We start from the raw sequence: 13,131 nt of genomic DNA on the forward strand, positions 1-13,131 counted from the left end.
ATATTTACTTTTTCAGGTATGAAATTTTCTCCTCCGGATTGCCAGAACTGCGCCAGCCGACACGGCTCGTTGCTGGGATGTTGCAAGGGCAGTGAACTCGATGAGGTCTCTGCCTCCAAATCCTGCTTTGTCTACAAAAAGGGGCAGATGGTTTTCCATGAAGGAGGAAAGCCGTCTGGGCTGTACTGCATCAACTCTGGCAAAATAAAGATAACCAAGATGGGCAGCGACGGCAAAGACCAGATCGTGCGTCTTGCCAAACCCGGCGATGTGATCGGTTACCGTGCTCTGATGGCCGATACCAATTACTCTGCTTCAGCCGTGGCCCTGGATGAGGCGGTTGTCTGCTTTATTCCTAAATCGCAGTTCCTGGAGCTGATCAGCCACAACATGGAATTCTCGGCTGGCCTGATGAAGCTTTTATCGCAGGCTTTGGGGGAGGCCGAAGAGCGCATGGTGCAGATGGCTTACAAGCCGGTTCGCGAGCGTCTGGCAGAAGCGCTCCTGCTGTTGCAGAAGACGTATAATAAGGAAGAAGGGCAGGACAATTTTACCATTTCCATTTCCCGGGAAGATCTGGCCTCGATCGTAGGTACAGCTAAGGAAACGACCATCCGGTTGCTGTCTGAGTTCAAAGACGAAAACATCATCTCCGCCAAAGGCAGTAACATTACCATTCTGGACTCAGACAAGCTCTATAAGATCTGTCATTTATATGATTAGTTACCAGTAAGGTATGTCTGGTGCAAAAGTATAGAGTTTAACAAGTATAAAATAAGAACGGCAGGCGCACAAACGCCTGCCGTTTCTTTTGCCGGTGCTCACCAACACCGTTTAACACCTAAAAACTAAACTTTAAAACTTCTTACCTTTAACTGCCTGTACCACTTAATCAGCTTGCTGCCATTGGCCTGCACAGGCGGTTGTTTCTCTTTCAACAAACCCCGAGACGTATTGTTTATACTTTTTAAACTATCGCCTCTCTTTATTTTCTGTCAGAGTTTATCATTTTCTTTTACAAATTTCGCTCCTTTTATAAACTCATGCACTGACATCAATCACTTACTGAAGTGACATTCATCATCTTTTAAGGCAATGGCTCCATCTACCTTTGTATTGGAAAAATATAAGAAATTGAGATGGAAGCCGCACTCCAAACCAATATTCAGACATGCTACCACTGCGGGGATACCTGCAAAGAGGAGCCCATTGTAGCGCACGATAAAACGTTCTGCTGCGATGGCTGTAAAGCTGTTTATGAACTGCTGGAGGAAAATAACCTCTGTACCTACTATAACCTGGATGAAAATCCGGGCATTTCAAGCAAGCAACCCGTTGTAGAAGCCCGATTTGCTTACCTTGATGATGCTGGCGTGGAAGCACAGCTCATCAACTTCCGCAACGATTCGATCTGCAAGCTCACGTTTTACATTCCGCAAATGCACTGCAGCTCCTGTATCTGGCTGCTGGAAAACCTCTTTAAGCTGAACCCGGGCGTAGCAGAGTCTACTGTAAACTTCCTTCGCAAAGAAGTATCGCTGACCTATTTTCACCAGAAAACAACGCTGCGAGAAGTGGTGCAGCTGCTGGCGCGCATCGGCTACGAGCCTGCCATTACGCTGGCTGACACCGATGGCAAGAAAACCACGAAGCAGAGCCGCACCATCATCTACAAATTAGGCGTAGCCGGATTTGCTTTCGGCAACGTGATGTTGCTGGCCTTCCCGGATTACCTGGCGGTAACGGAGGGGCTGCAGCGCACGTTTGGCTCGTTCTTCGGCTACCTGAGCATTCTGCTTTCGCTGCCGGTGTTCTTCTACAGTGCCCGTGGGTTCTTTACCTCGGCCATTGAAGGTATCAGGCAGCGCATGGTCAACATCGACCTGCCGATTGCTACCGGTTTGCTGGCCTTGTTCTGCGTGAGCTTCTATGAGATTATTTCCGGCAACGGTCCTGGTTACCTGGATTCCTTTACCGGCCTGGTGTTCTTTATGCTGATCGGCAAGTATTTTCAGCAGAAGACCTACGACACCCTGTCTTTCGACCGTGACTATACTTCTTATTTTCCTGTTTCAATTGCTGTATTAAAGGAGAATGGCGAAGAAGAGTCAGTAGCGGTACGAAACCTTAAAGTGGGCAACCGTATCCGCATACGTAACCAGGAACTTATACCTGCTGATACCCTACTTTTAAGAGGCACCGCCATGATCGACTACAGCTTTGTGTCCGGCGAATCGGAGCCGGTGGAGAAAGTGGTGGGCGAGGTGATCTATGCCGGCGGCCGCCAGGTAGGAGAGAGCGTGGAGCTGGAAGTAGTAAAAGAAGTATCGCAAGGTTACCTGACGCAGCTCTGGAACGACAGCGTGTTCTCCAAAAACGAAGAGCAGTCGGTGGCGACCTATGCCAACGTAGCAGGCAAATGGTTCATCATCGTGACCTTGTTTGTAGCCGCTGGTTCGCTGTTCTACTGGGTGCCCCGCGACATGGACATGGCCATGAAAGCCTTCACCTCGGTGCTCATCATTGCCTGCCCTTGTGCTTTGTCGCTGGCGACGCCGTTTGTGCACGGCCATACCTTGCGCGTGTTCGGCAAGAACAAGTTCTACCTCAAAAATACCTCGGTAGTAGAAACACTGGCCAAAATCGATACAGTGGTTTTCGATAAAACCGGAACGCTCACAGAGCCTAACGCAGCTGAAGTAACCTACACAGGAAAAGCACTTTTACCAGAGCAGGAGAAAGCGATACTTTCAGTGCTGCGCCACTCCACGCACCCGCTTAGCCAGCGCATCAGCCAGAACCTGAAAGGAGAGGCGGCTGAAGTGCAGAACTTCCAGGAGTTTGCCGGTAAGGGACTGGCAGGCGAAGTGAATGGCCAAATGGTGCGCGTAGGGTCCGCCTCCTACTTAGGTGTACCCACCGATAAAGTAAAAGACGCACTCAAGACCACAGTGTATGTATCGCTGGACGGCGTGGTGCTGGGCTACTATACTTTTTTTAATGTGTACCGCGACGGGCTGAAAGATATCCTGAGCGATCTGAACGATAAGAAGATCGCCGTGCTTTCCGGTGACAACAACCACGAAGAAGCGCGCCTGAAAGAACTGCTGGGCGAGGGGGCTGAACTGAGCTTTAATCAGTCGCCGGTGCAGAAGCTGGAGTATATCCAGGGGCTAAAAGAGCACCACCACCAGGTATTGATGGTAGGCGACGGCCTGAACGATGCCGGTGCCCTGAAGCAAAGCGACGCCGGTATTGCCCTGACAAACAGCGTGACCAATTTTTCACCTTCCTGCGACGCCATACTGGATGCCACTGCCTTTGGTAAGCTGAGCAAGTTTCTGGCTTTCTCTAAGAAAACCATGAAGATCATACTTGCCACTTTTGCTGTGTCGCTGGTCTACAACGTGATCGGTCTGTCATTGGCCGTGCAGGGGCTGTTTTCACCCATTGCCTCTGCCATACTTATGCCGATAAGCTCGCTTAGTGTGATCATCTTCGCCACCCTTTCCGTGAAGATCGCTGCCAAACGCGCAGGTTTATAATATAAGCAGGCCCATGTAGAAGCTATGCACCCTGCATGGACCTATAATTCATCATTCATAATTTCTAATTCATAATTAGTAAGGCCATGTTCATCATCTTTTTGCTAATCGGTATCAGCGTTACGGTGGCTGGTTGCTTCCTGGGCGCTTTCCTGTGGGCGGTTCGCTCCGGGCAGTACGACGACGACTATACGCCGGCCGTGCGCATGCTCTTTGAAAATGAGCCAGGCAAGGCGGCTGCCAATAAGCCTGTTAAAAGCGAACCCGCAAAAGCATAAAGTCAGCAGCTGATTACAATCACCTTCATAGATGACTTAGGTCATCTTTTTACCGCCGCATCTTTCAGAATTTTGAATTCTAAATCGAAGGGATTTAAAACCAACAATAACACATAGAACACTTAAACAAATGGAGGACACCGCACATGTCAACTAATGTAGCTGAAGTCTTAGAACACACCCCGGAACCGAAAGCGCCATCGAAAGGCGGGGGGCCGGGAGTAACCGAAACGTTCTTTTATGACAACAAGATCGTTCGGGATTTTGGTATAGCCACTGTATTCTGGGGTATTGCCGGTATGCTGATCGGGGTGATCATCGCCTTCCAGCTGGCGAACCCGGATGTAAACATGGGCACGCAGTATACCACGTTCGGTCGTGTAAGGCCGCTGCACACAAACGCAGTTATTTTCGCTTTCGTGGGTAACGCCATCTTTATGGGTGTGTACTACTCGCTGCAGCGCCTCTGCAAAACCCGCATGTACAATGATCTGCTAAGCAAGATCCACTTCTGGGGCTGGCAGCTAATCATTGTCTCCGCAGTTATCACCCTTCCGCTGGGTATCACTACATCTAAAGAGTATGCCGAGCTGGAGTGGCCAATCGATATTGCCATTACACTGATCTGGGTTGTATTTGGCTGGAACATGTTTGGAACCATTGCCAAGCGCCGTGAGCGCCACATGTACGTGGCCATCTGGTTCTACATTGCCACTTTCCTGACAGTTGCCGTGCTGCACATCGTGAACTCTTACGAGATGCCGGTTAACTTCTTCAAGAGCTACTCTGGTTATGCAGGTGTTCAGGATGCGCTGGTGCAGTGGTGGTATGGCCACAACGCGGTTGCATTCTTCTTAACAACACCGTTCCTGGGCCTGATGTACTACTTCCTGCCTAAGGCTGCTAACCGCCCAGTATACTCTTACCGTCTGTCTATCATTCACTTCTGGTCGCTGATCTTCATCTATATCTGGGCTGGTCCGCACCACTTGCTTTATACTGCCCTGCCAGACTGGGCGCAGTCACTGGGTGTGGTATTCTCTGTTATGCTGATCGCTCCAAGCTGGGGTGGTATGATCAACGGTCTTTTGACACTGCGTGGCGCCTGGGACAAAGTACGTGAAGAACCGGTGCTGAAGTTTATGGTGGTTGCCATCACGGCTTACGGTATGGCTACGTTCGAAGGACCGATGCTGTCGCTGAAAAACGTGAACGCCATTGCCCACTTTACCGACTGGATCGTAGCACACGTGCACGTGGGTGCCCTTGGCTGGAACGGCTTCCTGACCTTTGCCATGCTGTACTGGTTGTTCCCACGCCTGTATAACACACAATTACACTCTAAGAAGCTGGCGAACGCGCACTTCTGGTTAGGTACGCTGGGTATCCTGTTTTACGCCATCCCGATGTACTGGGCAGGTTTCACACAGGGTCTGATGTGGAAACAATTCACTGCAGAAGGTACCCTGCAGTACTCTAACTTCCTGGAAACAGTGCTTCAGATCGTGCCAATGTATTACCTGCGTGGTATTGGTGGTGTGTTCTACCTGAGCGGCGTGTTCCTGATGGTATATAACCTGTACAAAACTGCCAAGTCTGGTGCGCTTATCTCTAACGAGGCTACTGTAGCTCCTGCAAGAGTAACGGAGCAGAGCCACAACGCCGGCCACTGGCACTCCTGGATCGAGAAGCGTCCGACGCAAATGGCGATTTGGGCAACCGTTGCTATCCTGATCGGTGGTCTGGTAGAGTTCATACCTGCTTTCGTGATTAAGTCGAACGTTCCGACCATTGCCAGTGTGAAGCCTTATACTTCGCTGGAGCTGCAGGGCCGTGACCTGTACATCAAAGAGGGTTGCGTTAACTGCCACACGCAAATGGTTCGTCCGTTCCGCTCTGAAACCGAGCGTTACGGTGAGTACTCCAAAGCTGGCGAGTTCGTGTACGATCACAACTTCCTGTGGGGCTCTAAGCGTACCGGCCCGGACTTGCACCGGGTAGGAGGTAAGTATCCGCACTCATGGCACTACCACCACATGCTCGACCCAACTTCTATGTCACCAGGCTCTATCATGCCATCTTACCCATGGTTGTTTGAGCAGGAGATCGATCTGAGCACAACACAGGATAAGCTGAAGACCCTGAAACAGCTGGGTGTTCCTTACGAAGAGGGGTACATCGAGAATGCGAATGCAGAGCTCATGAAGCAGGCAGAAGGAATTACCGCTGAGCTGGCGAAAGAAGGCCTGGAGGTAAAACCTCAGTCCGAAATCGTAGCACTGATCGCCTACCTGCAGCGCCTGGGTACGGATATTAAAGTGAAAGAAACACAGGAGTAACCTGACAAAGGACGATATGACAAAAGACAAAGGAGCTAAAATGCAAGTGTCTTTTGTCATAGAGTCTCCAAGTCACAAAGTCTAAGAAAATGTACAAGAATGTTTTGCAAGCCATAGACGGCATAGAAATATATCCGCTCATCTCGTTCACGATCTTCTTTGTATTCTTTATCGGGCTGCTACTATATGTAGCGCTCATGGATAAGAAGCATGTGCAGTTTATGAGCAGCTTTGCCTGCTCTTCAGAAGACGAAGTGGACGCAACGGTAGGAGGCAACAAGCAATGATCTCTTTAAGCAACAAATTCAGAAAAGGTGGTCTGGCCCTAGCGGCCGGCCTGCTCCTGATGGGCACTACGGCAGTGCAGGCTCAGGACGCGGTAGAAGGTAAAAAGATTTTTGAAGGAAACTGTACCGCCTGTCATAGCCTGGACGCAGATGTGGTGGGGCCTGCCTTGAAAGACGCCCACAAGCGCCGCGGGGAAGAGTGGCTGGTAAAGTTCATCAAAAATTCTCAGGAACTGGTAAAAGCAGGCGATAAGGATGCCGTAGCCCTGTTCGAGAAGTTCAACAAAGTGCCAATGCCGGCTTTCTCCGGCTCTTTGTCAGACGATGACATCAAGAATGTGATCGCCTACATAAAAGAGGCCAGCGAGAAGCCAGCCGATGTGGCTGCCGCGCCAGCTACGGGTGCTCCAACAGAAGGTGACAAACCAGCCGTGCAAGCCGAGCCGAAGGAAGTAGCCTTTATGGATCTTCCTCCGATCATGCACATTACCATTGCTTTAACGGGTGTGATCCTGCTTCTGATCGTGGCAACGCTGATCATGCTGGTTCGCTTGTTTGTACCTATGCTCGGCGACTCTATCTACGACGAGGACTTCCGTAACTCCTTTGCTGGTCGTCTGCTGTTCCTGCTGCGTGGTGATGCTAGTGTGGTAACCGGTAAGGCCAAGGACGTGATCCACTCCAGCCACGATTTTGATGGTATTCAGGAGTACGACAACGACCTGCCGCCTTGGTGGAAGTATATGTTCTACGTGTCGATCGTGTTCGCTATTGGTTATATGCTGCACTTCCACGTGTTCCGCTCCGGCGCGCTTCAGACAGAAGAGTATGAAATGGAAATGGAACAGGCTGCCATCTTTGCTGCCAAGAATGCAGACGATCCGAATGCGATTACCGACTACAAAGTACTGACCGACGCAGCTGCCCTGGAATCGGGTAAGTCGATTTTCAGCACCAACTGTGCGGCCTGCCACGGACCGGAAGGACAAGGTACCGTAGGTCCTAACCTGACCGACGAATACTGGCTGCACGGCGGCGATGTGAACGACATCTTCAAGACAGTTAAATTTGGTGTACCAGCCAAAGGCATGGTGCCTTGGCAAGGCAAGCTGACTAAAGACCAGATCCTGGAAGTGTCCAGCTACATCCTGAGCCTGCAGGGCTCTAACCCAGCCAACGCGAAAGAGCCGCAAGGCGAAAAGTACGAGGCAAAGAAATAAGCTCTACTATCCGGAACACTGGAGATGAGATCTCTACAAAAGCTGCAGGCGCTTAAGTATAAGTGCCTGCAGCTTTTTAGTTTATACCTGTGTCTGTCGAAATTCATTTTGAAGCTAAGGTTTCAACAAACAGGTATTACTGATGACAATCACTTCGCAAAATGACTTAGGTCATGTTTTGGGAGAGGCCAAATTCGGAATTTTGTAGAAGCAGATTAAAGCAATCGCTACGTTCTGATTTTCAACTTTTAATATCAGGCAGGATTAATATCCGCACAAATTAAACTGCCATGGCAACTAAAACTAAACCAACCGATGAATTTCGGGACCACATCTCTACTGTAGATGAACAGGGGAAACGCGTTTGGGTGTACCCTAAAAAGCCGAAAGGCAAACTATACGACTACCGCAAGTACGTTAGCTACCTGTTGCTGACGCTGCTATTTGCCGGTCCATTCATTAAAATAAACGGCTTGCCACTGCTCATGCTGAACGTGGTAGAGCGCAAGTTCGTGATCTTTGGCGTACTGTTCTGGCCACAGGACTTCTTTATTCTGGTTCTGGCCTTCCTGGCAATGGTGGTGTTCATCATACTTTTCACCGTTGTGTATGGCAGGATTTTTTGTGGCTGGATATGTCCCCAGACGATCTTCCTTGAGATGGTGTTCCGCCGCATCGAATACCTGATCGAAGGGGATTATACCAAACAGAAGGCGCTGGACAAAATGCCCTGGAATACGGAGAAGATCCTGAAGAAGGGCGCCAAGACTGTTGTTTTCCTGCTGATCTCTTTTGTGATTTCAAACCTCTTTCTGGCTTATGTCATCGGCATTGATGAACTGCAGAAAGTTACAGCGGAAGGACCGCTGAACCACAAGGCCGGATTCGGCGCGCTGCTCGCCTTTACAGGTGTTTTCTATTGGGTGTTCGCTTACTTCCGCGAGCAGGTTTGTACCATTGTTTGCCCTTACGGCCGTTTGCAGGGCGTTATGCAGGACAAGAAAACAGTAGTAGTAGCCTACGACTACGGCCGGGGTGAACCGCGTGGCAAACTGCGCAAAAACCAGGAGCGCACCGAAGGCGACTGCATCGACTGCAACCAGTGTGTACAGGTTTGCCCAACCGGTATCGATATTCGCAACGGAGCGCAGCAATTGGAGTGTATTAACTGTACGGCCTGCATCGATGCCTGCAACGCCATCATGCGCATGATCGAAAAGCCGGAAGGCCTGATCCGCTACGACTCAGAGGAAGCCATAGCCGAAGGCAAGCAATGGAAGTTGTTTACGCCGCGCATAATGGGCTACTCTGCCGTATTGCTTCTTTTACTGACGGCTTTAACTACGCTGCTCTTGACCCGCGACGAGGCAGAGGCAACCATACTTCGTACGCCGGGCCAGCTGTACCAGAAAACCGAAGAGGGGCATATCAAGAACCTCTACAATATCTCGGTCATCAACAAGACCAACCATGATATGCCGCTTACGCTTAAACTGCTCGACAAAGAGGGCACAATCAAGGTAGTAGGAAGCGAACTGGTATTACCGGCACAGGGCATAGCCGAAGGGGTGTTCTTCACCGAGATTGCGAAAGAGCAACTGACAGGTATGAACTCAGAAATCGAAATCGGGGTGTACCATGGCGATGAACTGATTACCAGTACAGATACCAAGTTCCTGGCGCCAGCAAAGTAAGCTTTAGGCTTAAATTAAGAATGAAGAATTATTAATGATGAATTGAGGTGCTGAAGTAAACAATCAGCAACCAACAATCAACAATCAATATGAAATCAACAGATAAAAATAAAAGCTTCACCTTATGGCCTTATGCCATCATCGCGGCGATGGTGCTGTTCATGGGCTACATTGCCATGTTCGTGTACAAAGCCATGAACCAGGACGTGGACCTGGTGAGCAAGAATTACTACGAGCAGGAGATCCAGTACCAGGACCACATTGAGAAGGTAGGACGCACAGTGGCTGCCGGTGATGTGGCCGTAAACTACAACGCCGAAGCCCATACGATACTTCTGCAGTTGCCGGAGAGCTTCAAAGGCCAGCCGATCAACGGCAAGATCAACCTGTTCCGTCCTTCAGATGACCAACTGGACCAGGAAATACCGCTGCAGCTGGGTCGTGACCTGAGCCAGCTGATCGAAACCCAAAAGCTGGAAAAAGGACTCTGGAAAGTACGCGTGAACTTCAGCGCGGGCAACGAGACATACTATAACGAGAAAACCATCCAAATAAAATAAAGCCATGATCTGGGCAGGATTCTTATTTGGTTTACTAGGCAGTTTCCATTGTGTCGGGATGTGCGGCCCTATAGCAATGGCCTTACCATTTGGCGGGAGCAGCGGCTGGCGTTACTACGCAGGCCGCCTCCTGTACAATGGGGGGCGTATTGCCACCTACGCATCACTGGGCGCACTGGCAGGAGCTTTCGGGCAATCGCTGCAAATGGCGGGGCTGCAACAGACGGTCTCTATCGTTTCAGGTATACTTATACTTCTATTGCTGGTATTGCCTGCTGCCTCCAAAGGCAAGGCGGCCAGCATCCTGGGCACCGATAAAGTGATGGCCTGGGTGCGCCGGAAACTGGGTTACTTCTTTCAGAAAAACTCGCTGGGCTCGCTGTTTATGGTGGGTATGCTGAACGGACTGCTGCCTTGCGGCTTTGTGTACATCGCGCTGGCAGGTGCTATCAGTGCGCCGGGCTTGGGTGGGGCAATGGGCTACATGGCCTTGTTCGGCCTGGGTACTTTCCCGCTGATGTTCCTGGTATCGCTATCCGGTAAGCTCATCAGCCTGAAAGTAAGAGGGATGTTCAACAAAGCGGTGCCCTATGTAGGCATGACGCTGGCCATACTTTTTATTGTTCGCGGCCTTGGTCTGGGTATACCATACCTAAGCCCCAAAGTGGTGCAGACAGCACAGCATACAACCGAAATGAGCTGCTGCAAAAAGCCTTAAAGCCATACTTGCTTTCACATCAAACAAAAGAAACATAAGTCATTTTTGAAGCTGACCTTGCTCACTGACTTATACTTACAGGAAACATACCTTTACATCAAATAAAGAAACTATGAGCAAGCCATCATTAGTGAAGCGCATTTTGGTGCCACTGGAGTTAAACAAGGCCGGAGAAGACTTGCTAAGTTACGCAGGACAACTGGCACAGGCCTGTGGTGCAGAGCTGCTGTTGTTTCATGCCTGCAAAACCGCAAGCCTTACATTCACACAGCAGAGCAGCTGCATTCAGAAGCTTCGCACGTTCGGCGAACGCATTCTAAGCGACCCAAAACAAGGCAAGGCCACCGCACCTTTCGATTGCGTGGTGCGCCCGGGTGTGATCCGGGACGGCATACAAGCTGTTGTACAGGACTATAGTATAGACCTGGTGCTGATGGAAGCAAGCACGATACGGGAAGAAGGAGGAGCAGGAGAGTCGGCTAACCATGCAGCTGCCATCATGGAACTGGTACGCTGCCCGGTAATGGTGATTCCGGGAGAGGCCCGGTACAAGAAACTAAAACACCTGGTCTTTGCCACTGACTTTACCGACCAGCAACCGCAGGTACTGCTGCAGATAGCAGATTTTGCGCAGCAACTGAATACGAAGCTGACCCTGGTGCAGGTATACAGCGCAGAAGAGCGCCCGCAGCTGTGTGCTTACAAAGCAGCGATGCTGGAACTTGAGCGCAAGCTGCAAGGCCGGAAGGTTACTTTTAAGCTGCTGGAAGAAGAAGATGTGCTTGAAGGAGTAAGCGAGTTTGCTGAATTAGCTGCTGCCGATATGCTGATCCTTGCCACGCAGGACAACTACCTGATGCAGCGCCTGTTTAGCAGTAACTATGTGAAAACCATGGCTTACCATACCCGCATACCGCTCGTAACCTACAGGCAACAGAAAAATAAACCTTGTTCGGGTTGCTGTGCCAACTGCGCCAGTAAGCAACGTGAGCAGCAGGCAGTTGAGGTGCTGCGTGTGTTGAACGAATAATTTTCTATTTTTGCCGCCTCTGGCAGCGGAATGTAGTCGCAACCAAAAGGTATCAGGAGATGATGATCAGACAGTTGATTGATGAAGGAGTAGTAGAAGGGGAGCGGGAGCAACGTGAAGCCGGCAACTGTCTTTTTCGTGCCGGCGACCCCTTGGAAGCATATTACTACCTATTATCAGGGAGCGTATGCCTTACCACAGCGCCTCTTGCAGCTCCTCAGATTCTGAAGCCAAACACGCTGATCGGCCTTCAGGACCTGATGCACGACACCTACAGCCAGACAGCCCTGTTACTCGCCGATTCAGAAATTCTGCGAATCAAAAAAGAAGCTTTTCTGCAGGCGCTGCAGTCGCACACCAGCCTTCGGCTGCACCTGATCCAGCAGATGAGTAAGCAGACTACGTTGACGCAGGCATCTTACGAGTGATCTGCATACTTTAACAATACTGAAAAGCCACCCAAAAGAGGTGGCTTTTTCTTTTAATACCTAATGCAGTACCGATGCAGACCTGTTGGAGCATTAATTTATACCTGAGCGTGAGTAAGTCTGTGGCAAGTATGACGTAATTAATGCTCCAACTTTTTGCGTATAAGGCAGAGATAACCCTATAAGGGCAACAATATGGATCATCAAAAAGTGAAGACGCTAAGGCAGAAACTTTACACGATTGTTTTTGAGGCAGAAACGGTAGAAGGAAGAACCTTTGACATCATACTTCTTTTCCTGATTGCCTTAAGTGTGCTTGTCGTTTCGCTGGAGAGCGTGGTGAGCCTGAGGAAAATGTACCTGCCTTTGTTTCAGGCTGCCGAATGGACTTTTACCATTCTCTTTACGATCGAGTACCTGCTTCGTATTTATAGCTCTCCGCGCCCTCTCCGGTACATTTTTTCGTTTTTCGGCATTGTAGACCTGATGTCGATCATTCCTACTTACCTGAGCTTATTTATACTTGGTTCTCAGTACCTGCTCGTAATTCGGGTGCTGCGCCTACTGCGGGCAGCGCGTATTTTTAAATTAACCAGCTTTGTTAACGAAGGGCACATGCTGTCGCGGGCATTGCGTGCCAGCCTTAACAAAATTGTTGTATTTATAGGCGTTGTACTGATGATGGTAGTGGTAATCGGCTCCATGATGTACGTGATCGAAGGAGCTGCCAGCGGTTTTACAAGTATACCGACGGGCATTTACTGGGCGATTGTGACGCTGACTACAGTTGGCTACGGCGACATTGCTCCAGCAACCGGCCTGGGGCAGGTATTGGCCAGTTGCGTCATGATCATGGGCTATGGGATCATTGCGGTGCCTACGGGAATAGTTACGGTAGAGCTCAGTAACATTGAACGGCAAAGTCTGAATACGCGCGTATGCCCGAACTGCCACAAAGAGGGCCATGCACCGGAGGCAAACTTCTGCAGCAATTGTGGCTTTGCCCTGCCCTCGAACCACGGCACATAAGAG

12 protein-coding genes are annotated in these 13,131 nt (G+C 50.1%); all 12 read left to right on the forward strand.

Annotated features, from left to right (window positions below):
• Nucleotides 1-18 precede the first annotated feature (18 nt).
• Nucleotides 19-723, forward strand: a complete 705-nt coding sequence (locus MJ611_RS10260) for a Crp/Fnr family transcriptional regulator (protein ID WP_250429678.1) — start codon at nt 19-21, stop codon at nt 721-723.
• Nucleotides 724-1,139: 416 nt separating this feature from the next.
• A complete protein-coding gene (locus MJ611_RS10265; protein ID WP_250429679.1) occupies nt 1,140-3,545 on the forward strand; it encodes a heavy metal translocating P-type ATPase in 2,406 nt (801 codons plus the stop codon).
• 86 nt (nt 3,546-3,631) lie between these two features.
• On the forward strand, nt 3,632-3,823 hold the full coding sequence (gene ccoS / locus MJ611_RS10270; RefSeq protein WP_250429680.1) for a cbb3-type cytochrome oxidase assembly protein CcoS: 192 nt from the start codon (nt 3,632-3,634) through the stop codon (nt 3,821-3,823).
• Between the two features lie 146 nt (nt 3,824-3,969).
• Complete coding sequence (gene ccoN / locus MJ611_RS10275) at nt 3,970-6,162, forward strand: cytochrome-c oxidase, cbb3-type subunit I (RefSeq protein ID WP_250429681.1); 2,193 nt, start codon at nt 3,970-3,972, stop codon at nt 6,160-6,162.
• An 89-nt stretch (nt 6,163-6,251) separates the two neighbouring features.
• On the forward strand, nt 6,252-6,449 hold the full coding sequence (locus MJ611_RS10280) for a hypothetical protein (protein WP_250429682.1): 198 nt from the start codon (nt 6,252-6,254) through the stop codon (nt 6,447-6,449).
• Nucleotides 6,446-7,669 carry a c-type cytochrome gene (locus MJ611_RS10285; protein WP_250429683.1) on the forward strand — a complete coding sequence of 408 codons (1,224 nt, stop codon included), beginning with the start codon at nt 6,446-6,448 and terminating at the stop codon, nt 7,667-7,669. Before MJ611_RS10280 ends, MJ611_RS10285 begins: the two co-directional genes overlap by 4 nt.
• A 290-nt stretch (nt 7,670-7,959) precedes the next feature.
• Entirely contained in the window at nt 7,960-9,363 is a 1,404-nt protein-coding gene (gene ccoG / locus MJ611_RS10290) for a cytochrome c oxidase accessory protein CcoG (RefSeq protein ID WP_250429684.1), read from the forward strand.
• An 89-nt stretch (nt 9,364-9,452) separates the two neighbouring features.
• Nucleotides 9,453-9,923, forward strand: coding sequence for a FixH family protein (locus MJ611_RS10295; RefSeq protein WP_250429685.1), 471 nt, complete (start codon nt 9,453-9,455; stop codon nt 9,921-9,923).
• 4 nt (nt 9,924-9,927) lie between these two features.
• Nucleotides 9,928-10,641: a sulfite exporter TauE/SafE family protein gene (locus tag MJ611_RS10300; protein WP_262921637.1), complete on the forward strand. Its 714-nt coding sequence runs from the start codon at nt 9,928-9,930 to the stop codon at nt 10,639-10,641.
• Nucleotides 10,642-10,753: 112 nt separating this feature from the next.
• The gene (locus MJ611_RS10305; protein ID WP_250429687.1) at nt 10,754-11,671 is read left to right on the forward strand and encodes a universal stress protein; all 918 of its coding nucleotides are present in this window, start codon (nt 10,754-10,756) and stop codon (nt 11,669-11,671) included.
• Nucleotides 11,672-11,730: 59 nt separating this feature from the next.
• A complete protein-coding gene (locus MJ611_RS10310) occupies nt 11,731-12,099 on the forward strand; it encodes a cyclic nucleotide-binding domain-containing protein (protein ID WP_250429688.1) in 369 nt (122 codons plus the stop codon).
• Nucleotides 12,100-12,294: 195 nt separating this feature from the next.
• Nucleotides 12,295-13,128, forward strand: a complete 834-nt coding sequence (locus tag MJ611_RS10315) for an ion transporter (RefSeq protein ID WP_250429689.1) — start codon at nt 12,295-12,297, stop codon at nt 13,126-13,128.
• Nucleotides 13,129-13,131: the final 3 nt, after the last annotated feature.

Source organism: Pontibacter ruber (assembly GCF_023630205.1).
In the GTDB taxonomy this organism is placed as follows: domain Bacteria; phylum Bacteroidota; class Bacteroidia; order Cytophagales; family Hymenobacteraceae; genus Pontibacter; species Pontibacter ruber.

What these genes read in the sequence shown, in the direction of transcription:
- MJ611_RS10260 (WP_250429678.1), top strand. Translation starts at nt 19, where the DNA reads ATGAAATTTTCTCCTCCGGATTGCCAGAACTGCGCCAGCCGACACGGC.
- MJ611_RS10265 (WP_250429679.1), top strand. Translation starts at nt 1,140, where the DNA reads ATGGAAGCCGCACTCCAAACCAATATTCAGACATGCTACCACTGCGGG.
- ccoS (WP_250429680.1), top strand. Translation starts at nt 3,632, where the DNA reads ATGTTCATCATCTTTTTGCTAATCGGTATCAGCGTTACGGTGGCTGGT.
- ccoN (WP_250429681.1), top strand. Translation starts at nt 3,970, where the DNA reads ATGTCAACTAATGTAGCTGAAGTCTTAGAACACACCCCGGAACCGAAA.
- MJ611_RS10280 (WP_250429682.1), top strand. Translation starts at nt 6,252, where the DNA reads ATGTACAAGAATGTTTTGCAAGCCATAGACGGCATAGAAATATATCCG.
- MJ611_RS10285 (WP_250429683.1), top strand. Translation starts at nt 6,446, where the DNA reads ATGATCTCTTTAAGCAACAAATTCAGAAAAGGTGGTCTGGCCCTAGCG.
- ccoG (WP_250429684.1), top strand. Translation starts at nt 7,960, where the DNA reads ATGGCAACTAAAACTAAACCAACCGATGAATTTCGGGACCACATCTCT.
- MJ611_RS10295 (WP_250429685.1), top strand. Translation starts at nt 9,453, where the DNA reads ATGAAATCAACAGATAAAAATAAAAGCTTCACCTTATGGCCTTATGCC.
- MJ611_RS10300 (WP_262921637.1), top strand. Translation starts at nt 9,928, where the DNA reads ATGATCTGGGCAGGATTCTTATTTGGTTTACTAGGCAGTTTCCATTGT.
- MJ611_RS10305 (WP_250429687.1), top strand. Translation starts at nt 10,754, where the DNA reads ATGAGCAAGCCATCATTAGTGAAGCGCATTTTGGTGCCACTGGAGTTA.
- MJ611_RS10310 (WP_250429688.1), top strand. Translation starts at nt 11,731, where the DNA reads ATGATGATCAGACAGTTGATTGATGAAGGAGTAGTAGAAGGGGAGCGG.
- MJ611_RS10315 (WP_250429689.1), top strand. Translation starts at nt 12,295, where the DNA reads ATGGATCATCAAAAAGTGAAGACGCTAAGGCAGAAACTTTACACGATT.